This window comes from Rhizobium sp. WSM4643 (genome assembly GCF_025152745.1).
Classification (GTDB): domain Bacteria; phylum Pseudomonadota; class Alphaproteobacteria; order Rhizobiales; family Rhizobiaceae; genus Rhizobium; species Rhizobium leguminosarum_I.
Genome location: NZ_CP104040.1, coordinates 1,148,562 through 1,169,015 on the forward strand (window position 1 = coordinate 1,148,562; position 20,454 = coordinate 1,169,015).

The following is a 20,454-nucleotide window of genomic DNA, read 5'->3' on the forward strand; positions in this document are numbered from 1 at the left end:
CGCGATTCTGCGGGACCGTTTCCTGAGGCGCTAAAGCAGGGAGAGCGCATGCTGACGAAATCGACGCATGGCCTGAAGGATGTCGCCGAAGGGCTGCTGCGTCCGCTGAACCAGACGGAGTTGAAGCTGGCGCTGGCCGACCTTCAGGAGGCCGGCAGGAGCGAGCCGTTGGTGGCTGCGATGCTGAAGACGGAGAGCCCGCTTCGCGATTTCATTGCAGCCGTGCTGACGCTGTCGCCTTATCTGCGCGAAATCGTCAATCTCGACCCCGCCATCCTCGCCGGCGCCATCACTCAACCGCTGGAGCCGCAGATCGAGGCGCTGGTCGCCGAGGCGCGGCGCTGCTGGCAACGGGACGGCGAGGGGGCGGCGCCTTCGGATTCGGTGGTGATGAGCAGGCTGCGCATCATCAAGCGCAAGGTGGCTTTCCTTGTCGCACTCGCCGATCTCGCACGCATCTTCGACGGCCGGGCGACGACGGCCTGGCTGAGCGAGCTTGCCGAAGCTTCGGTTGCCGCCGCCATCGACCATCTGCTGCTGGCGGCGCATGAGGGTGGAAAGCTGCGGTTGCGGGATCTAGCAGCACCGAGCGACGGCTCCGGGCTCATTGTGCTCGGCATGGGCAAACTCGGCGCATCCGAACTCAACTATTCCTCCGACATCGACCTCGTCGTCGTCTTCGACGAGGAGGCCGGTATCGTGCCTGACCCGGACGACGCGATCGAAATCTTCCCGAGAATGATGCGCCGACTGGTGCGCATCCTGCAGGAGCGGACAGCCGACGGCTACGTCTTCCGCACCGATCTCAGATTGCGCCCCGATCCCGGTTCGACGCCGCTGGCGATATCGGTCGATGCAGCGATGAACTATTACGAGGGCAGGGGCCAGAACTGGGAACGGGCAGCCTTCATCAAGGCGCGCGCCGTTGCCGGCGACCTCAAGGCTGGCGGCGATTTCCTGCGCGGCCTTGCCCCTTTCGTCTTCCGCAAATATCTCGATTACGCGGCGATTGCCGATATCCATTCGATCAAGCGGCAGATCCATGCGCATAAGGGCCACGGTGCCATCGCGGTCAAGGGTCATAACGTCAAGCTCGGCCGCGGCGGCATCCGCGAGATCGAGTTCTTCGTCCAGACCCAGCAGCTGATCGCCGGCGGCCGCATGCCGGCCTTGCGCGGACGGGCAACGGAGGAGACACTCGGTGAACTCACCAAGGCGAAATGGATCGACGCGGAAACCCGTGACGAATTGACGGAGGCTTACTGGTTCCTGCGCGATGTCGAGCATCGCATCCAGATGGTACGCGACGAGCAGACCCACCTGTTGCCGGAGACCGATGCCGACCTGAAGCGCATCGCCTTCATGATGGGCTTTTCCGACACGCCGAGCTTCTCCGAACGACTGGTCGGCGTGCTGAAGACGGTCGAACGGCGTTATGCTCACCTCTTCGAACAGGAGAGCAGGCTTTCCACCGACACCGGAAACCTCGTCTTCACCGGCCAGGGCGACGACCCGGATACGCTGGAGACGCTGAAGAGGCTCGGTTTTACCAGGCCGTCCGACATTTCCCGCATCATCCGCACCTGGCACTACGGCCGCTACCGGGCGACGCAATCGGTCGAGGCGCGTGAAAGGCTGACCGAACTGGCGCCGGAGCTCTTGCGGGTCTTCGGCGAAAGCAAGCGCGCCGACGAGGCGCTGCTGCGCTTCGACAGCTTCATCTCCGGCCTTCCCTCCGGCATCCAGCTGTTCTCGCTGCTCGGCAGCAATCCGGCGCTGCTGTCGCTGATCGTCAACATCATGTCCTCGGCACCCCGGCTTGCCGAGGTGATCGCCGCCAAGCCGCATGTCTTCGACGGGATGCTCGATCCCGGCCTGATGGCCGAGCTGCCGACGCGTGATTATCTCGGCGAGCGGCTGAAAGGCTCGCTTGCCCAGGCCCGCCACTATGAAGAGGTGCTCGACCGGCTACGCATCTTCGCCGCCGAGCAGCGCTTCCTGATCGGCATCCGCCTGCTCACCGGTGCGATCAACGGCGTGATGGCCGCACGCGCCTTCACGCATCTCGCCGACCTCGTCATTGCAGCAGCACTTGATGCCGTGGTGAGCGAGATGCGGGCAGCACACGGCGATTATCCCGGCGGGCGCATCGCGGTCGCCGGCATGGGCAAGCTCGGCAGTTTCGAGCTGACGGCCGGTTCCGACATCGATCTGATCCTGCTCTATGATTATGACAACGCGGCCTCCGAATCCGATGGGCCGAAGCCGCTCGACGCGACGCGTTACTTCACCCGCATCACCCAGAGGCTGATGGCCGCTTTGTCGGCGCCGACCGCCGAAGGTGTGCTCTATGAGGTCGATATGCGGCTGCGCCCATCCGGCAACAAGGGGCCGGTCGCCACCCGTATCAATGCATTCGGCAAGTATCAGCGCGAAGAGGCATGGACCTGGGAACATATGGCGCTCAGCCGCGCCCGGCTGATCTGCGGCAATGAGAGCCTCGTCGCCGAGGCGGAACTGATCGTCCGGGAGGTGCTGTCGGCCGATCGCGATATCGCCAAGGTGGCGCGTGACGTCGCCGAAATGCGCGAACTGATCGACAAGGAAAAGCCGCCATCCGGCCCGTGGGACCTGAAGCTGATCCCCGGAGGCGTCATCGATCTCGAATTCATCGCCCAGTACCTGGCGCTGATCGCGCCGACCAGCGGCGTCGGCATTGCCGTCAATGGGATGAGCACCGGCGAGGCCCTGAAGGTGCTTGGCGACCGGCTGATGGCAACCGTCGATCTCGACTTATGCCTGGAGGCCTTCACGCTTTATACCGGCCTTTCGCAACTGATCCGCCTCTCCATCGACGGCCTGTTCGATCCGAAGGATGCGCCGGCGGGCCTCGTCGAACTCGTCTGCCGCGCCGGCGACTGCCCTGATATCAAGACGCTGGAAGGGGAGGTAAAGCGGCTGTCGAAAGCGGTTCGGAAAATATTCTTGAATGTCGTGAAAGCCTGATCTCACACCAGGCGGAACGATCGCGAGGATTATCGCGAGCATCGCCTGTCGGAATCTCGCTTAGCCAATCGTCTTCAGGATAGGCAAGCGATGGAGAACACCAATGACGATTACCATTACCGCTTTTGAACGGTCGCCCGATCGCGGCAGGGGTCTGGCGCGCGACATGCGCGTTCGCTGGGCGCTCGAAGAAGTGGGCCAGCCTTACGAGGTTCGTCTTGTCTCATTCAAAGAGATGAAGGAGCCCGCGCATCTGGCGCTGCAGCCTTTCGGGCAGATTCCGACCTATGAAGAAGGCGATCTCGCACTGTTCGAGTCCGGCGCCATCGTCTTCCATATCGGCGAGCGCTATGCGGGCCTGCTGCCGGACGATGCGAATGCCCGGGCGCGCGCGCTCACATGGATGTTTGCCGCGCTCAACACGGTGGAAACACCGATCTTCGACCGCGCTCTCGTCATGATCCTCGAGCGCGACAAGCCATGGTACGACCAGCGCCTTTCTGCCCTCGAGGACAGCATCCGCAAACGGCTGATCGGCCTCTCCCGCCGCCTTGGCGATGCCGACTGGCTCGATGGTGCGTTCAGTGCCGGTGACCTGCTGATGGTGTCGGTGCTGCTCAGGTTGAAGGGATCTGGCATATTGGAAGAATATCCGAACCTCGCCGCCTATGTCGCCCGCGGCGAGTCGCGGCCCGCATACAAGCGTGCTTTCGCCGCTCAATTGGCTGTTTTCACCGCCGCATCGGCAGGCTGAAGAGGGTCGGCTCTAGATATCGTCGGGAATGCGCAGCGAGATCACCGTGCCGACCGCTTCGCGTGAGCGGATCTTCATGCGCCCGCCATGCAGCAAGGTCAGCGAGCGGGAAATGGCGAGCCCGAGGCCGGAGCCGCCCTTGCTCTTCGCATATTGGCTCTGCACCTGCTCGAAGGGCTGGCCGATCTTCGACAGCGCCGAGCGTGGAATGCCGATGCCGGTGTCGGCGATGGTGACGACGACGGCGCCGTCGACGCGGCGGGTGCGCACCGCGATCCGGCCGCCATTGTCGGTGAACTTCACCGCATTGGAGAGCAGGTTGAGCAACACCTGTTTCATCGCCCGGCGGTCGGCCATCAGCGTCAGGCCGGAGCAGATGCGCTGTTCGATGACGATGTTCTTTTCAGCCGCGGGCATGGCGGTGAAGCGCAAGCTTTCCTCGATCAGCGGCACGAGGTCGATGCTCTCGCAATGCAACCTGACATGGCCGGCCTCGATTTTCGACATGTCGAGAATGTCGTTGATGACGTTGAGCAGATGTTTGCCGCTGTCATGGATATCGCGGGCATATTCGTCGTATTTCAGCGAGCCGAGCGGCCCGAACATCTGGTTCTGCAGAATTTCCGAGAAGCCGAGGATGGCGTTGAGCGGCGTGCGCAGCTCATGCGACATGTTGGCGAGGAATTCCGATTTCGCCTTGTTGGCAGCCTCGGCGCGTTCCTTCTCCGCCTGGTAATTGGCGTTGGCCGTCGAAAGCTCGGATTTCTGGATCTCCAGCGTCTGGCGCGAGGCGGAAAGATCGCCGATTGTCGCCATCAGCCGGCGTTCGGATTCGCGCAGCCGCTCCTGATGACGTTTCATCAGCGTGATGTCTGTTCCGACCGAGACCTTGCCGCCGTCGCGGGTGCGCCGCTCATTGATCTGCAGCCAGCGCTCGTCGGCAAGCTGCACCTCCGTCGTTCGCGAATAGCCGGAGCCGTCGGCATCGGAAATCCGCCGCTCGATGACAGGACGGGCGGCGGCCGCATTGACGGTCGAGCGCTCGGTGCCGGGCACAAGCACGCTGTCCGGCAGGCCATAAGCCTGCTGGAAATGCGTGTTGCACATGACGAGGCGATCGTTCTTGTCCCAGAGCACGAAGGCTTCCGAGGTGCATTCGATTGCGTCGGCCAGGCGCTGGTCGGCTTCTGCGTAGCGCTGGGCGAGCCGATGCTGTTCGGTCACGTCCATGGCGATGCCGATCAAGTGCATGCGGCCGGAATTGCTGCGGATCACCTGGGCACGCGCCCGCATCCAGACATAGTGGCCGCCGGCATGGCGCATGCGGAAGATCTGATCGACCTGGCCGGAAGCGCCCTTGCCGATGGCGCGCGCGATCTCGTAGAGCCCGCCGTCATCGGGATGCATCAGCCGGGCGGCTTCGCCGAAGCCCATCGTCTTGTCCGAACCCGGCAGGCCGAGCATGTCGTACATCGACCGCGACCAGAAGAATTCGCGGGTTTCGAAATCGAAGTCCCAGAGGCCGCAGCGGCCGCGCGACAGCGCCGTCTCGACGCGCAGGTTCGATTCCACGAAGATGTCGTCGGCATCGCGAGCGCGCTTTACCTGCGTGTAATAGGCATAGAGGATGACCAGCAGGATCGAGGAGATGCCGGCAAACAGCGTCACGTTGAGCGCCAGTTCCTCGCGCCAGAGCCGGCCGACCTCGTCGAGCGAGGTGGCGGCGACGATAAAACCGCCGGCATTGCCCATCAGCGTGATCTCGGCATAGTGCGGCACGCCGCCGATCGTCGTTTCGATGACACCGGCGCGATCGCCGAAGCGCCGGATCGCCGAGACCTCGGGGAAGAAATCACCGACATTGCTGCCGACATGCGAAAGCCCGGCGGTGGTCGCCGCAAAGACCTTGCCGCTTGCCTGCACGAGCAGCACGAAAGCGCCGCTGTCCAGCCGGTCCTGCGGCAGGTATTTGGCGAGACGGGCCTGCACCTCGGCGATATCGCCGCTGTCGAAAACATCGGTCGTATCGGCAAACACCGCAGAGGCGGTCGCCGCCGAAAGTGCAGTGGCATGGCGCGCCGAGGCCTCCAGTCGCCCGTATTCGCTCATCATGCCGAAGAAATGCGAGGCGGCGACAACGGAGAGGAAGGCGACAATCAGCGCCGGAATGGCCCGCTTCAAGACCAGCTCGGCCTTCGGCAGATAACGCAGAAGTGGTTCCGATGTCGCATGGCCGGAAAGGCTGTCGCGCCAGGCTTTCAACCCGCCAAAATCGACACGCAGCCGTCCTCCGGCCACGGTTGCCCGTCGCACGTCCATCATCTCTTCGCCTTGTCCTCATGTGATTCGCGCGCCGCTCGCTCGAACCTGACCTAGAGAATCATGGGTGATTCGCCTTGTCCAGAGGCAAAGGTAAAAATCCGTTAACTATTTATAATTTCGGGTTTTTCCAGGTGATTCGGGGCGCTGGGCGACCGGCCGTCGAATTTTTCGGGACGGCCGGTCGAATCAAATTATCCTTTAAGCGTGCGTTCGACGATATCGCGCACGTCGGTCGAAAGATCGGCGGCTCGCTCGATCTCGATCAGCGCCGAGCGGGCGTGATCGGCGCGTATTGGTTCGAGCGACCGCCAGGAGCGCATCGAGGTGAGAATGCGGGCGGCAAGCTGCGGGTTACGCTCGTCGATATCGAGAATTTGACCGGCGAGGAAGCGATAGCCTTCGCCGTCGGCGCGGCCGAAGCCGGTCGGGTTGGCAAAGGCGAAGGTGCCGACCAGCGCCCGCATTCGGTTCGGATTGGTCCGCTTGAAGAGCGGATTATCCATCAGGGTGCGAATCCGTTCCAGGGTTTTGGCGCCCGGAATGCCGGCCTGGATCGCGAACCATTTGTCGATGACGAGCGCGTTCTCCGCGAAGCGGTCGCGGAAGCTTGCCAGCGCCTCGCTCGTCTCCGCGCTGTCGGGAAAACGATGAGCGAGAATCGTCAGCGCATGGCTGAGATCGGTCATGTTGTTGGCCACATCGAAGGCGGCCTTGGCGCGCGCCGGCGTCTGTTCGGCATACGAGAGGTAGGTGAGGGCGCTATTGCGCAGCGCCCGCAGGCCGGCACTTTTTGCATCCGGGCTGAAATCGCCTGATGTCGTCATCGCGGCGTAGAGGCCGGCAAAGACGTCCTTTCCGGCATCGGCGATCTGTTTCAGGATCGCCTGCCGGCCGGCATGGATAGCATCGGGATCGTTGTTGCTGCCAAGTTCGCGGGCGATATCGGATTCGCTCGGCAGAGCCAGCGCCTGGGCACGGAAGGCAGGCTCGAGGTTGTCGTCGGCGGCGGCCGTGATCAGCGTCTCGATGAAGGTCGCCTCGCAGACGACAGGCTTGCCCTCACGGGCGTCGCGTGCCGCTTTCAAGAGGTTCGGCAGCGCCAGATCGGTCAGCGCCTGCCAGCGGGCGAAATGATCGGTCTCATGGCGGGCGAGATGGGCAAGATCGGCCGGGCTCTGATCGAAATGCAGGTTGATCGGCGCCGAGAAGCTGCGGTTGATCGAAACGACCGGCCGCGAGCCGATGCCATGGAACACGGCCGTCTGCGTGCGGCCCGTGAGATGCAGCACCCCGCCGGCATATTCCGCGCCCTCAACCGAAGTCGGTTCGATCTTGCCGCCGTTTTCGCCAAACAGCGCGAGGCTGAGCGGAATATGCATCGGCTCCTTGCTCGGCTGGCCGGACGTTGCCGGGATCATCTGTTCGAGCGACAATGTGAAGCTGCCGGCCGCCGCATCATAGCTGCCCGATGCGGTGACGAGCGGCGTGCCGGCCTGATGGTACCAGAGCGAAAATTGCGAGAGGTCGCGTCCGCTTGCATCCTCAAAACATTTGACGAAATCCTCGATCGTCACGGCCTGACCGTCATGGCGGTCGAAATAGAGGTCCATGCCTTTCTTGAAGCCGTCCTTGCCGAGCAGCGTCGCGATCATGCGCGTGACTTCGCTGCCCTTTTCGTAGACGGTCGTCGTGTAGAAATTATTGATCTCGCGATATGTCGTCGGCCGCACCGGATGGGCGAGCGGGCCGCCGTCCTCCGGGAACTGCTCCGATTTCAGGTGGCGCACTTCGGCGATGCGCTTGACCGGGCGCGAGCGCTGGTCGGAAGAGAATTCGTGGTCGCGATAGACCGTCAGGCCTTCCTTGAGGCACAGCTGGAACCAGTCGCGGCAGGTGATGCGGTTGCCGGTCCAGTTGTGGAAATATTCATGCGCGATGATCGCTTCGATATTGGCATAGTCGGCATCCGTCGCGATTTCCGGATCGGCTAGGACGTATTTGTCATTGAAGACGTTGAGGCCCTTGTTCTCCATTGCGCCCATGTTGAAGTCGGAGACGGCGACGATCATGAAAATATCGAGATCGTATTCGCGTCCGAACCTCTCTTCGTCCCATTTCATCGAGCGTTTCAGCGCGTCCATGGCATAGGCTGCGCGCGGTTCCTTGCCGTGCTCGACATAGATTTTCAGCACCACCTCGCGGCCGGACATGGTCGTGAAGGTGTCTTCGACGACGCCGAGATCGCCGGCGACGAGCGCGAAGAGGTAGCTCGGCTTCGGATGTGGGTCGAACCAGGCGGCGAAATGCTTGCCGGGGCCGTAGCCGGCGCCGCCGAGGAAGTTGCCGTTCGACAAAAGCAGCGGGTTGGCGTCTTTGTCGGCGATGATGTTGACCGTGAAGGGCGCAAGTACGTCGGGCCGGTCAGGGAAATAGGTGATGCGGCGGAAACCCTCCGCCTCGCACTGCGTGCAGTAGATGCCGCTGGTGCGGTAAAGGCCCATCAGTTTGGTGTTGGCCTCGGGGTTGATAGTCGTGGTGATCGTCAGCTCGAAGGGCGCGCTCTCCGGCAGGTCGCGCACCGTCAGGCTTTCCGGTGTTGCATCGTAACGCGAAGGGTCGAGCTCCACCTGGTCTAACAGCAGCCCCGACAGCGTCAGTTCGTCGCCGTCGAGAACGATCGGCGCCGCCGGATCGGCGCCCGGGCGACGATGAAAGATCAGGCGCGCCTCGACCTTGGTCTCTGTCGGGTCGAGTTCAAAAGTGAGGTCCACGCGTTCCAGCACGAAGTCGGTGGGACGGTAATCTGCCAGATGAATGACCTGGCCGGTATCTGTTCGCATGGTGTTTCCTGAAGACCGTTATTGGACAACCGCGGAATACAGAGGCGGGCGCACTCTGCCTTAAATTTTGCCGGGGATGATTACATTAAAGTCTGAACTAAACTTAAAGCAAATTGCCCGCGAACACCAAGTTTGCGGGCAAAATATCTTATTGGCAACGGATGAACGCAGCAGCGGGAAAATGCCGCTACTTCAGATTGAGCGCGGCCTTGATCGTCGCGTCGTTTTCGGTCTGCTGGACGACGACGCCGTACCAGCCGAGCCCGTCGTAATCTTCGTAGCCGAGAGTGTGCGCGAAGGCGACGATCGAGCCGTTATTGTCGTAGTAGCTGCCTTTCGCCTGGCCGGACGGATTGGCGAGCGCGAAATGGGAAAACAACAAGGCGGGATTGGTGGTGGCGATGACCCGGCTCTTGCCGTCGAGCAGCATGACCGTCGTTCTTTCCGCCAGCTGCGGCGGCAGGTTCGCCTCTTTCTCGACGATCGCCTGGCCCTGGTTCTGCCAGTCGAAATAGACGCCGAGCGTGCCGACCAGCCGCCCGTCGAGCTTGCCCTCTTCGCGGATGCCTGTGGCATAAACGAGCGCATGCCTGTTATCGTGCAGCGGGCTCGCTTTGACATCGTCGACGATATAAGCGTCGCCGGAGGAGCAGGCCGACGCTGCGCGGAACCACGGATCGCTGGCAAGGCTCATGCCTGCGAGCTTGCGCTGGAACTTGGGATTGGCGGATGCGACCACTTTGCCCGAGAGATCGGTCATGACGAGATCGAGATAGACGGTGTAGAAGCGGTTGATGGCGCCGAGACGCTCCGCTGCAAAGGCGGCGGTTTCCCGGCTCTGGTTCTGCAGCGCCTGCCAGAGTGACGGGTCCGTCGCCCACCAGCGCACATCGGCCGTGCGCTCGAAGAGATTGCGGACGATGAGCTGCACCAGCGTCTGCGCCAGATCGGTGAGGCGAACGCCCTCCATCTCTTCGACCAGCGAATCGGCCATGGCGCGGCTGAGGCCGATACGGCCGAGCACGTTGCTCTCGAACCTGCCGGTAATGTCGGTCGCGATTTGCGCCAGCCTCTGCACCTCGTTGGCAACGACGGCAAAGCCCTTTCCGGTCTCGCCGGCCCTGGCCGCCTCGATCAGCGCATTGATCGCCAGCAACTTGATCTGCTTGACGATATGGGTGTTGTCGGCGCTGAAGCGCTCGAGGTCGGTGCTGATGCCGTCGGTGACGACGCGCATGGACCGCGGTGTCGCATTCTGCGACTGGGCAATGGTTTCGGCGCTAAGCGGCTTCATCAAATGGGATCCTGGAAGGAGCGGGCAATTGGGTGCGGTGAAGAAAATTTCGAGATCAGCGATAAAAACGATGCTTACCTATGGTTTTCAATTGGTTAACGTCGAACAGTCAGAGGTGAACATTTTAGGGGGAATGGCTGAAAAGAGGGTGATTTCGGAGCTGTGGCGCAGATACGGCACGATTGAGCCTGCGGCTGAAAGGCGATTTGCGATTCTCCCGCCTAGCTCGCGATTTTTTCGCCAATCGGGTTTTTCTTTCGCTACGATGGAAGCCTTCACCCGTTGCGTTCCCGAGTCGAACGCGTCCCCCGTTCCGGTTAAGTCAGTATCAAGAGCCAGGATCATGCACTCGGTTCTCAGAAACCCGATGAGAGGCATTGCGCTGAAAGTCTCGTCGGTCGTGGTCTTCCTTGCCATGCAGACCTTCATCAAGCTGGCGGGTTCAGACATTCCGCCGGGTCAGGTCACCTTCTGCAGGTCCTTCTTCGCGCTCTTCCCGATCATGGCCTATCTGGCCTATAACAGGCAGTTGCGCGCCGCCTTCTATACCGCCAATCCAATCGGTCACCTCAAGCGCGGCACGATCGGCATCTTGTCGATGGCTTTCGGTTTCTACGGCCTCCTGCATCTGCCGCTGCCGGAGGCAATTGCGCTTGGCTATGCGTTGCCGCTCGTCGCCGTCATCTTCGCCGCCGTTTTCCTCGGCGAGACCGTGCGCATCTATCGCTGGAGCGCCGTCTTGGTCGGCATCGTCGGCGTCGCCATCGTTTCCTGGCCAAAACTCACGCTGTTTCGCGACGGCGGCATGGAAGCCGAACAGGCCGTTGGCGCGCTCTGCGTACTGTTCTCGGCCGTTCTCGGCGGCATGGCGATGATCCAGGTGCGCCGCCTCGTCGAAGAGGAGAAAACGGCGACCATCGTGCTGTATTTCTCGATCACCGCCTCGGTCTTCTCGCTGGCTTCTCTTCCTTTCGGCTGGCTCATCCTGCCATGGCCGACAGCGCTCTATCTGATCGCCGCCGGTTTTTGCGGCGGCGTCGCGCAGATCCTGTTGACGGAAAGTTACCGCCATGCCGATGTCTCCACCATCGCGCCGTTCGAATATACCTCGATCCTGCTTGGCGGCATCGTCGCCTACTTCGTCTTCGGCGACGTGCCGAGCGTGACCATGCTGATCGGCACCGCCATCGTCGTCGCCGCCGGCATCTTCATCATCTATCGCGAGCATCAGCTGGGCATCGAACAGAGAGAGGCGCGCAAGGCCACGACGCCGCAAGCCTGACGCCTGCCAGCGCGCAATATCGGTTTTAATGCGAAGAATGCAGTGGCTTGAAACTTGCTCTTAACGACTGAAAAGAGTGGTGAATTCTTGGGATACCGTCGGCCTGTCGAATATGATTGTTGAAGATGAGAGAGTATCATTTATTCCAAGCTGTGCATGTCTGAATGGCCGCTGATGCCGGATGAGCTCTCGGTGTCGTTGCTCCGAACGCTGGCCAGCGAGCGGAGGTGGAGAAAAGCATAATGGCATTCACAGCGGAGCAATTGGTGGGGAACTCTTCCTTTCTGATGAGCATTCGCTTTTTGGCTGGGCAGATGCGCGGCATGTTTGATGCCGGTCCGCGGCTGGCGCGATTGCTCGCTTCTCATCAACGCTGGGTTCTGACCCAGACTGCCTATGCCCTCCACCTGGAATATGATCCGCGCGACCCGACGTCGGGTTTCACCGCCGTGCGGCTGACCGGGCGCATCACCGCACACAAGGTCGCGAGCCGCAACACCGTGCTCGCCTTCATCGAAGAGCTCTATACCTACCGCTTCATAACCCACACGCCCGGCGACGAGCGGCGGCGGCCACGTCATTTCGAACCGGCCGATGTCAGCCATCAGGGGATGTTTGCCTGGCTTTTCTCCAATCTCGGTGCGCTCGACCTGCTCGACGGCGGCCAAAGGGCAGCCTTTTTCCAGGCAAATCCATCAGTGATGCGGCTCATTCAACCGCGCATTGCCCGCCGTTGCCTCGAAGATGCCGCTTGGCGCGAACCGCCGGAACAGGTGGCGCTGTTCCTCTGGACGGAAGCCGGCGGCCTCGTCGTCGATAATTTCATCGCCCGGATGGATATGGAAGGCAGCGAGCCGCGGAGATTGTCAGTCGGCCGCGTCGAAACCCGTGCGCTCGCCGCCGATTTCATGATGTCGCGCACCCATCTGCAACGGCTATTGGCAAAGGCGGCGCAACGCGGCTGCGTCGGCTGGTATGACGAACCGCGCAAGACTCATCTTTGGATATCGCGGGATTTTGTCGAGGAATATTGCGGCTGGCAGGCGGTCAAGTTCGCCTATGTCGACGAAGCCTTCGAATGGGCGAAGGCCCAGATCGAGGAAATGGCGATCTGACCAGAGCACTTCCAGCAAAAGTGCGCAGCGGTTTTAGGTCCGGAATGCGTGAAAACAAAGAGATAGAGCATTTCCATGACTCGGAAATGTTCTAGAGAACGATCGCCGCTGTACCTGCGCCAATGCGGGATCCGGCATCGGCCGGCTTGACCGAAAGTTCGCGCTCATATTCCCGCGCGGCGCAGACGGCGACGCGGATATGCTCGAATGTTTCGATGTTGCGCAGAAGCGATATCAGGATCGTCGACATGTTGGGGTACTCTTATACGAAGCGCAGGCGATGCGCCTACAGCGCCGCGCGTCTTTTTAAGACGCGCAAAGGACGCTGCGACATGTTGAATTCCTGCTCAATACTGCTGGAAGTCCGAAAAAATGGCGTTCGGACGCGCAGTGCGGCTGTTGATGCCGGTGCCGCGGGCAATCATCTGTTCGTTCGTGGCAAAGCCGAAACGGCTGTAGCTTTGAGTGGAACGAACCTGGTCGCCGGCGAGGCGAAGGGTTTCAAACCCGCTATGGATAGGACGAAAACGTTTGCTCATGGCCTTGGTTCCTGTGATTCCTCCCAAGACACAGCTCATATTGCAATGCAGCATTAATTCCGCAATGCATCATGACGGGATGCAGTCATGCGAAGAATGCATAGATTGATTCATAAAATATTTAACTTTGGCTAATTTCCAAGCAAAGAGAGGGACTTAAGCTTCGCTTGAAATGTGAGCAGGTCGTTCCAGGCCAGCCGCTTGTTTACAGGTGCGGTTAACAGATCCTGCGGATGCAGGCTGGCTATGGCAGGAATGACACAGCCCGCAACGACAATCTCCCTCCAGCGGCCGCGCAACCCGTGAATCGTATCGTTTTCGCCGAAGAAGAAACGCGCCGAAAAATTGCCGAGAAGCAGGATCGCCTTCGGTTCGGCAAGTGCGATCTGCCGCTCGATGAAGGGTCGGCAGATGTCCATTTCCGCCGCCGACGGCGCACGATTGCCAGGCGGGCGCCAGGGGATGACCTGCGTCAGCAGAATGGCTGAGCGCTTCAGCCCGATCGCCGCCAGCATCTTGTCGAACAGCTGGCCGGATTTCCCTGAGAAGGGCATGCCCTCGCGATCGTCTTCGGCGCTCGGCGCCGAGCCGATCACCATGATCCCGCTTTCGGCATCGCCGCTGGCAAAGATCGTCGAGCGGGCGCTGTGCTTGAGGTTGCAGCTGGTGAAGGCTTCGATCGCGGTCTTGAGTTCGACAAGCGATCGCGCGGTTTCGGCGACGAACCGCGCCTGCTGCACCGCCTCGCCGTCAGGGATCGCAGGTTGCGGGCCGGGCGCTGCGCGTTCGGCAGGCGCTGGGCGCGCCGCTGCATTCGGACGCGGCGGTGCCTGACCCGCAGGGCGTTCTCCAGCGGCAGGATGTTGCTGCTGCGCCTGCGCCGCCGCCGGGCGGCGCGCGGCCTTCATCGCCTCGAACTCGGCGAAGCGGTCGATCGCCTCTTCCTCCAGCAGCCATTCCACGCCGGCATCCGCATGGAAATGCAGAAGCGCTGCAAGCTCGGCGGGGGAAAGGTCGTTGGCGGAGATCATGCGGCAAGTCTAGCGGAGTGACAGGGGCATTGAAAGGGCGGGCGGCAGATTGCCCGCCCTTGTCTTCGCTATTGCACAGTCCATTGCGCGATGTCGTCGCGTTCGCCGATCAGCGCCAGACCATGGGCGATCGACAACAGTTCGCCGCCGCTTTCGATCCGGTCGCGCTCGAAGCGTTCGGTGAAGATGCGGCGCACCGCCGGCACGAAGGAAGTGCCGCCGGTCAAGAACACCTTGTCGATCTCCGCAGGCTTCGTCTCGGTCTTGTCGAGCACATCGTCGAGCGCGCCTTCGATGCGGGCGAGATCGTCGGCGATCCAGACTTCGAAATCGCTCCTCTTGATGCTGCGATGTCCACCGCGACCGAGCGGCGCGAAATCGAAAGGCGCTTCCTCCGAGGCCGACAGCGCCATCTTCGTCGCCGACACCGCCTGATAAAGCGGGTAGCCCTCGTCATGGTCGATGAGGTCGATGAAGATTTCGAGCTTTTCCGGCTCCAGGCTGGTACGCACCAGCTTCTTCAGATCCTCGAATTCGCGCGTCGTCTTGAAGATCGACAGCTGGTTCCAGCGGCCGAAGCTGGAATAGTAGTTGGACGGCACTTCGAGGATCTTGTCGAAGCTTTTGAAATGGCTGCCCTTGCCGATCAGCGGCGCAACGATGTTGTCGATCATCCTGTAGTCGAAATGGTCGCCGGCGACGCCGACGCCGGAATGGCCGATCGGCGTTGCCGTCAGCTTGCCGGCGACGGTTTCGAAGCGGATCAGCGAATAGTCGGTCGTGCCGCCGCCGAAATCTGCGACCAGCACGGTGGCATCCCGGTTCAGGTTCTGCGCGAAGTAGAAGGCGGCGGCGACCGGCTCATAGACATAATGGATCTCGGGAAAACCGAAGCGCGACAACGCCTCATTGTAGCGTTCGGTCGCCAGCGCCGGATCGGGGCTGGCGCCGGCAAAATGCACCGGTCGGCCGGTGACGATGCGGCTGACGTCTGAAGGCCAGTTGTCGCCGGCATAGTTGCGCAGGCGCCGCACGAAGACCTCCATCAGATCCTCGAAATTATGCCGCTTGGCAAAGATCAGCGTGCCCTGGAACAGCGCGCTCGCCGCAAAGGTCTTGATCGACTGCAGAAAGCGACACTCGCCGGGATTGTCGATGAATTGGCGGATCGCCGCATGGCCGGCCTCCACCTTCAATGCTGACGCGCCGAGCTGGGCATCCTTCATGAAGGAAAGCGCCGTGCGCATGCTGTCTGCTGCACCCTCCGTGCTCGTGAATGCCATCGAGCGCGTCGCCCCGCCATCCGCCATGGCGAGAACCGTATTCGTCGTGCCGAAGTCGAAACCCAGCGCCTGAGCCATGCTCGCACCTCTTCATGCCGATTGTTATTGGAGACGGAGCATCGCTCCGCAAAAAGGGCGTGAGACGCCCGGATTCAGGAGGGCGGGTGATGCCACAGGGGCGTGACACATTCAAGGGGATTTAAGGGCCTATATGTCTCGTAGCTACGCTGCCTTCCCTTCTTCTCCCTGGCGGGCGAAGAAGATCGTCGCAAGGCAAGTCAGCAAACTGCCGAGGCTCGCAGGCCGCCGTCACTCGGCGGCCATTGCTCTTGCCTCTTGCAACTCCGGCTCCTCGACCTTCTTCTGGCCAGTCAGCCGGCCGAGGAAGTTTCCGAAGCGGTCCATCTCGACGAAGATGACGGGGGTGATGAAGAGCGTCAGCATCTGCGAGACGATCAGGCCGCCGACGACGGCGATGCCGAGCGGCTGGCGCAGTTCCGAGCTTGCGCCGGTGCCGAGCGCGATCGGCAGGGCGCCGAGCAGGGCGCAGAAGGTCGTCATCATGATCGGCCGGAAGCGTCGCACGCAGGCTTCGTGGATCGCAGCCGTCGCCTTTTCACCCGTCGTGCGCATGGTCTCCACCGCCACGTCGATCATCATGATCGCGTTCTTCTTGACGATGCCGATCAGCATCAAGAGGCCGATGAGGGCGATGATCGACAAGTCGAAGCCCATGATCTTAAGCGCCAGCAGTGCGCCGAATGCTGCGGCCGGCAGGCCGGAAAGGATGGTGAGCGGATGGATGAAGCTTTCATAGAGCACGCCGAGCACGACATAGATAGTCAGCACCGCCGCCAGGATCAGATAGGGCGTATTGCCCTGCGACTGCTGGAAGATCTCGGCCGTACCGCCATAGGACGTGAAGACGTCTGCCGGCACGCTGATGTCCTTCTTGATCTGGTCGATTGCCGCCGTCGTATCGCTGAGCGAGACGCCTTCCGGCAGGTTGAAGGAAACGGTGGTCGAAACCAGCTGGCCCGTCTGGTTGATGGTGACTGGCCCGGTGGTGCGTTGGACATGCGCGAAGTTCGAAAGCGGCACCAGGCTGCCATTGGCAGAGGCGACACGGATCTCCGAGAGCTTCTGATCGTCCCAGGGTTTGCTGGTATCGTATTCGACGATGACGTCGTAGCTGTCGCCGGTCGACTGGATTTCCGCGGCAGAATATCCGCTGAAGGATTCCTGCAGCGTCGTGCGTAGCGTGTCGTTGTCGATCCCGTAGGCGGCTGCCCGCTCGGTATCGATGACGATATTGGCCTGCAGGGCGTTGTTTTGGGCATCCGATGTCACGTCGGTGAACAGCCGCTCCTTGCGCATCGCCGCCTGAATCTTGCCGGCCCAGAGGTTGGTCTGATCCGCACTCAGCGCCTGCACCACCAGCTGATACTGGCTCGCGGTCTGGCGGCCGCCGAAGCGCAAGCTCTGGTTCGGCGTCACGAAGGCCTGGACGCCTGGGATCTTGTTGATCGCCGTGCGCAGCTCGCGCAGCGTCTGATCTAGCGGCGGACGCTCTTTCTTGTCCTTGAGTTCGACGAACATCGAGCCGTTGTTCTGCGGCTTGTTGGGATTGCCGCCGATCGTCGACATCACGTGGTTGACCGCCGGGTTCGCCTTGACGACGGCTGCCGCCTGCTGCTGCAGCGCTTCCATCGCGGAATAGGAAATGTCCTGGCGGGCCTGCGTGCTGATCGTCAGCCGGCCGATATCTTCCTGCGGGAAGAAGCTCGTCGGTAGCGTCATGAAGAAATAGATGGTCAGCGCGACCGAGCCGAGGAAAACCCCGAGGATCGTCAGGCGATGCTGAAGGCACCAGCCGACAGCTCTGTCATAGCCGCGCAGCGTCCGTTCGAAGCCGGCATCGAAGATGCGGATGAGGAGCGGCGGGCGGCTCTGGTGATTGGACAGACGTGAGGCGAGCATCGGCGTCACGGTCAGCGAGACGATGGCCGAGGAGATGATGGCAATGGCAACCACCATGCCGAATTCGTTGAATACGCGGCCGACGACGCCGCCCATCAGCAGGATTGGGATGAACACTGCAATCAGCGAGACCGACATGGAAATGATGGTGTAGCTGACTTCCCCCGCACCCTTGATCGCCGCTTCACGCACCGGCATGCCGTCCTCGACATGGCGCAGGATGTTTTCGAGCATGACGATCGCGTCATCCACCACGAGCCCCACCGCGAGCGTCAACCCGAGCAGCGAGATGTTGTCGATGCTGTAGCCGAGCACATACATCATGCCGAAGGTCGAGATCAGCGACAGCGGAACGGCAAGCCCCGGGATGATCGTTGCTGTGGCATGGCCGGTGAAGAGGTAGATGACGAGAACGACGAGGCCGATCGTCAGCAGCAGCGTGAACTTCACATCGGAGATGGCATCGCGAATCGGTTTTGCGGCATCGTTCATGACGACGGTGTTGACCGAAGGCGGAATTTCGGCGTGGAGCTGCGGCAGCTTGGCGTTGATCGCATCGACGACATCGACCGTGTTGGCATCTGGCTGACGCTGGATGGCGAGGATGATGCCGCGTTGGCCGTCATACCAGCTGCCCGTATATTGGTTCTGAACGCTGTCCTGCACATCGGCGATATCGCCAAGGTGGACGGGTGCACCGTTCGGATTGGCAATGACGAGCGAGCGGAATTGTTCGGCATTGGTGCGCTGGGTATTCGCCGTGATCGTCATGCTCTGTGAATTATTCTGCAGCGTTCCCACGGGCTGCTGGCTGTTGGCGGCAGCGAGCGCCTTGTTGACGGTATCGATGCCGATGCCGCGGGTTAAAAGCTTGTTGGGATCGACCTCGACGCGCACGGCATAGGTCTGCGCACCGTAGACGCTGACCTGGGCAACGCCGGGAAGTGTCGATAGCGACGGCGAGATGATGTTCTCGGCGATCTCGTCAAGCTTGCTGCGCGGCATAGTGTTGCTCTGTACGGAGAGTAGCATGACAGGCGCATCGGCGGGGTTGGTCTTGCGATAGCTCGGCGGCGTCGTCAGATTGTCGGGCAGTTGCCGGGTGGCATGCGAAATCGCGGCCTGCACGTCGGCTGCGGCCGCATCGATATTACGACTGAGGTCGAACTGAAGCACGATGCTGGTGCTGCCGAGCGAACTGGAGGCGCTGATTTCAGTGATCCCGGGAATGGTCTCGAACTGCTTGATCAGCGGTGTCGAAACCGAGGTCGCCATCGTCTGCGGCGAGGCGCCGCTCAACTGCGCCGAAACGTTGATGGTGGGAAAATCGACCTGCGGCAGCGCCGCGACAGGTACGAGCTGATAACCGGCAAGACCGGCCAGAATGACGCCGATGGCAAGCAGCGTCGTTGCGACGGGGCGCTGGATACAGAAATTCGGGATCATTGCTGAGCTCCCACCGCGATTGTCTCGGAGGGCTGCTGTTGCCGAGGCGCTTCGGCGGAGGCGACATCCAGCGCCTTTTCGTCGAACTGCTCGTTGATCGCCTGCTGGTCGCTGAGCTGGCCCTGGCCCTCGACGACGACGTGATCGCCTGCCTGAAGACCCGATTCTATGGCGGTGAAGCCGCCATTTGCGCGGGCAATGGTGACGGCCGTCAGATGCGATTTGCCGTCTTTGGCGACGAAGGTGAAGAAACCCTCCGGGCCGGGGCTGACGGCAACCGTCGGCACCACCACCTGCTGTTCGTTATTGTTGAAATGCACGACGATGTTGACCGACTGGCCGGGCCAGAGCGCGCCGGAGGCATTTTCGAATTTCGCCTTGGCGAGGATCGTGCCCGAGGCCGTATCGACTGTATTGTCGTAGAAGCTGATCTCGCCCTTTCGAACTTTGCCCTTGGTGGAATTGGGAGCCGTGCTGACCTTGACCGGACCGCTTGCCAAAGCACTCTTCAGCTCCCGCAGATAGCGCTCCTGCAGGTGGAATTTCACATAGATCGGATCGTATTTGGCAATGGTGACGATTGCCGCACCGGCACTGAGGAATGCACCCTTGCTGACAGCGATATCGCCGAGCCGGCCGTCGAAGGGCGCGCGGATGTCGGTGTGCTCGAGTAAGATCTGATCGGAGGCAAGCGACGCCTTGTCGGCGTCAACAGTAGCTGCAGCGGTATCGCGGGCGGCGACCGCCTGGTCGAGGCTCTGCTGGGTGCCGGCCTTCTGGTTGAAGAGATCCTGCGCGCGCGTCAATGCGGTTTCGGCTTCCGAAAGCGTTGCCGCGTCGCGCACGATCATCGCATTGTCCTTGTCGACGGTCGCCTTGGCCGTCCGGTCATCGAGCTTGGCGATCAGGTCGCCGGCTTTCACGGTCGCCCCATCCTCGGCATCGATGCTGACGACCAGACCCTGCTCCTGTGCGGCAATGGTCGTGTTGTCATCGGCATCGGCCCAGCCGGTCGCCGTCACATCCATCGGCAGCGCCGTTTTCACGGCTGCAACCGTCTTGACGACGGTCGGGCCCCCGCCGCCGCGTCTGCGCCCGCCGCCTTGATGTTGCCCATCGTCTTGCGCCTGATTGGCCTGCCCCTGATCGGCCTGCGCCTGCTGCCCGCCGCCTTTGCCGGCTTCCGGCTGCTTGATGAACTGCGAGAGGTAGGGAATGCGGGAGGCATAAGGGACCAGATTCCCGAATTGCCAGACGCCGACGGCGGCAACTGCGATAACGCTGACGGTGATCCAAAATTTCTTCATGGGCGAGACCGGTGTTTGGGCAAGGTTGCGGGGAGCAAGGTTGCGAATATTATACCCCGATTAAGCCACTTATATTGCGGCTCAAAAAAGACATAATTCCCGGAGGTGCGATCACTAAGTGGTTATAACGGCTTAAATTTTTGTAATGAATATTCCGTAATATTCAAACTGTACTAATATAGCCTCAGTGTTACCCAATGCCGTTTGGCGGAAGCGACGCAAGCGGTTCGGCAGAAGGCGATGTCGATCCGCCTG

Annotated in this window: 14 protein-coding genes; 4 read left to right on the forward strand and 10 right to left on the reverse strand. The window is 61.4% G+C overall.

Annotated elements, in window-relative coordinates; all coding sequences use genetic code 11:
* Positions 1–48: 48 nt before the first annotated feature.
* Together N1937_RS05955 and N1937_RS05960 are read left to right on the forward strand one after the other, a co-directional pair.
* Entirely contained in the window at positions 49–3,006 is a 2,958-nt protein-coding gene (locus N1937_RS05955; RefSeq protein WP_260057881.1) for a bifunctional [glutamine synthetase] adenylyltransferase/[glutamine synthetase]-adenylyl-L-tyrosine phosphorylase, read from the forward strand.
* Positions 3,007–3,109: 103 nt separating this feature from the next.
* A complete protein-coding gene (locus N1937_RS05960) occupies positions 3,110–3,760 on the forward strand; it encodes a glutathione S-transferase family protein (RefSeq protein ID WP_222293103.1) in 651 nt (216 codons plus the stop codon).
* A gap of 12 nt (positions 3,761–3,772) precedes the next feature.
* Here the strand turns inward: N1937_RS05960 and N1937_RS05965 are convergent, their stop codons facing one another.
* The 4 genes from N1937_RS05965 to N1937_RS05980 form a co-directional block, all read right to left on the reverse strand.
* Positions 3,773–6,082, reverse strand: coding sequence for a PAS domain-containing sensor histidine kinase (locus tag N1937_RS05965; protein WP_260057882.1), 2,310 nt, complete (start codon positions 6,080–6,082; stop codon positions 3,773–3,775).
* Positions 6,083–6,273: 191 nt separating this feature from the next.
* Positions 6,274–8,922, reverse strand: coding sequence for an aminopeptidase N (gene pepN, locus N1937_RS05970; RefSeq protein ID WP_260057883.1), 2,649 nt, complete (start codon positions 8,920–8,922; stop codon positions 6,274–6,276).
* A gap of 187 nt (positions 8,923–9,109) precedes the next feature.
* Entirely contained in the window at positions 9,110–10,216 is a 1,107-nt protein-coding gene (locus tag N1937_RS31405) for a methyl-accepting chemotaxis protein (RefSeq protein ID WP_311202836.1), read from the reverse strand.
* An 87-nt stretch (positions 10,217–10,303) separates the two neighbouring features.
* Positions 10,304–10,561 (reverse strand): hypothetical protein, encoded by a 258-nt coding sequence (locus tag N1937_RS05980; protein WP_260057884.1) that lies wholly within the window; start codon positions 10,559–10,561, stop codon positions 10,304–10,306.
* Between N1937_RS05980 and N1937_RS05985 the strand changes: the two genes are divergently transcribed.
* Both N1937_RS05985 and N1937_RS05990 read left to right on the forward strand, forming a co-directional pair.
* Positions 10,560–11,498 carry a DMT family transporter gene (locus tag N1937_RS05985; RefSeq protein ID WP_064245616.1) on the forward strand — a complete coding sequence of 313 codons (939 nt, stop codon included), beginning with the start codon at positions 10,560–10,562 and terminating at the stop codon, positions 11,496–11,498. The genes N1937_RS05980 and N1937_RS05985 overlap by 2 nt on opposite strands.
* Positions 11,499–11,740: 242 nt before the next feature.
* Positions 11,741–12,613, forward strand: coding sequence for a hypothetical protein (locus tag N1937_RS05990; protein ID WP_311202837.1), 873 nt, complete (start codon positions 11,741–11,743; stop codon positions 12,611–12,613).
* Between the two features lie 91 nt (positions 12,614–12,704).
* On the opposite strand, the gene N1937_RS05995 is transcribed toward N1937_RS05990, so the two are convergent.
* The 6 genes from N1937_RS05995 to N1937_RS06020 form a co-directional block, all read right to left on the reverse strand.
* Entirely contained in the window at positions 12,705–12,863 is a 159-nt protein-coding gene (locus tag N1937_RS05995; RefSeq protein ID WP_164902133.1) for a hypothetical protein, read from the reverse strand.
* Positions 12,864–12,960: 97 nt separating this feature from the next.
* Positions 12,961–13,152 (reverse strand): hypothetical protein, encoded by a 192-nt coding sequence (locus N1937_RS06000; protein WP_170257653.1) that lies wholly within the window; start codon positions 13,150–13,152, stop codon positions 12,961–12,963.
* A gap of 131 nt (positions 13,153–13,283) precedes the next feature.
* Positions 13,284–14,183 (reverse strand): uracil-DNA glycosylase, encoded by a 900-nt coding sequence (locus N1937_RS06005; protein ID WP_260057889.1) that lies wholly within the window; start codon positions 14,181–14,183, stop codon positions 13,284–13,286.
* Positions 14,184–14,251: 68 nt separating this feature from the next.
* The gene (locus N1937_RS06010) at positions 14,252–15,544 is read right to left on the reverse strand and encodes an Hsp70 family protein (RefSeq protein WP_260057890.1); all 1,293 of its coding nucleotides are present in this window, start codon (positions 15,542–15,544) and stop codon (positions 14,252–14,254) included.
* 231 nt (positions 15,545–15,775) lie between these two features.
* The gene (locus N1937_RS06015) at positions 15,776–18,892 is read right to left on the reverse strand and encodes an efflux RND transporter permease subunit (RefSeq protein ID WP_260057891.1); all 3,117 of its coding nucleotides are present in this window, start codon (positions 18,890–18,892) and stop codon (positions 15,776–15,778) included.
* Positions 18,889–20,199 (reverse strand): efflux RND transporter periplasmic adaptor subunit, encoded by a 1,311-nt coding sequence (locus tag N1937_RS06020; RefSeq protein WP_260057892.1) that lies wholly within the window; start codon positions 20,197–20,199, stop codon positions 18,889–18,891. Before N1937_RS06020 ends, N1937_RS06015 begins: the two co-directional genes overlap by 4 nt.
* Between the last annotated feature and the right edge of the window lie 255 nt (positions 20,200–20,454).

What these genes read in the sequence shown, in the direction of transcription:
- N1937_RS06000 (WP_170257653.1), bottom strand. Translation starts at nt 13,152, where the DNA reads ATGAGCAAACGTTTTCGTCCTATCCATAGCGGGTTTGAAACCCTTCGC.
- N1937_RS06005 (WP_260057889.1), bottom strand. Translation starts at nt 14,183, where the DNA reads ATGATCTCCGCCAACGACCTTTCCCCCGCCGAGCTTGCAGCGCTTCTG.
- N1937_RS06015 (WP_260057891.1), bottom strand. Translation starts at nt 18,892, where the DNA reads ATGATCCCGAATTTCTGTATCCAGCGCCCCGTCGCAACGACGCTGCTT.
- N1937_RS05995 (WP_164902133.1), bottom strand. Translation starts at nt 12,863, where the DNA reads ATGTCGACGATCCTGATATCGCTTCTGCGCAACATCGAAACATTCGAG.
- N1937_RS06020 (WP_260057892.1), bottom strand. Translation starts at nt 20,199, where the DNA reads ATGAAGAAATTTTGGATCACCGTCAGCGTTATCGCAGTTGCCGCCGTC.
- N1937_RS05965 (WP_260057882.1), bottom strand. Translation starts at nt 6,082, where the DNA reads ATGATGGACGTGCGACGGGCAACCGTGGCCGGAGGACGGCTGCGTGTC.
- N1937_RS05980 (WP_260057884.1), bottom strand. Translation starts at nt 10,561, where the DNA reads ATGATCCTGGCTCTTGATACTGACTTAACCGGAACGGGGGACGCGTTC.
- N1937_RS05990 (WP_311202837.1), top strand. Translation starts at nt 11,741, where the DNA reads ATGGCATTCACAGCGGAGCAATTGGTGGGGAACTCTTCCTTTCTGATG.
- N1937_RS05955 (WP_260057881.1), top strand. Translation starts at nt 49, where the DNA reads ATGCTGACGAAATCGACGCATGGCCTGAAGGATGTCGCCGAAGGGCTG.
- N1937_RS31405 (WP_311202836.1), bottom strand. Translation starts at nt 10,216, where the DNA reads ATGAAGCCGCTTAGCGCCGAAACCATTGCCCAGTCGCAGAATGCGACA.
- pepN (WP_260057883.1), bottom strand. Translation starts at nt 8,922, where the DNA reads ATGCGAACAGATACCGGCCAGGTCATTCATCTGGCAGATTACCGTCCC.
- N1937_RS05985 (WP_064245616.1), top strand. Translation starts at nt 10,560, where the DNA reads ATGCACTCGGTTCTCAGAAACCCGATGAGAGGCATTGCGCTGAAAGTC.
- N1937_RS06010 (WP_260057890.1), bottom strand. Translation starts at nt 15,544, where the DNA reads ATGGCTCAGGCGCTGGGTTTCGACTTCGGCACGACGAATACGGTTCTC.
- N1937_RS05960 (WP_222293103.1), top strand. Translation starts at nt 3,110, where the DNA reads ATGACGATTACCATTACCGCTTTTGAACGGTCGCCCGATCGCGGCAGG.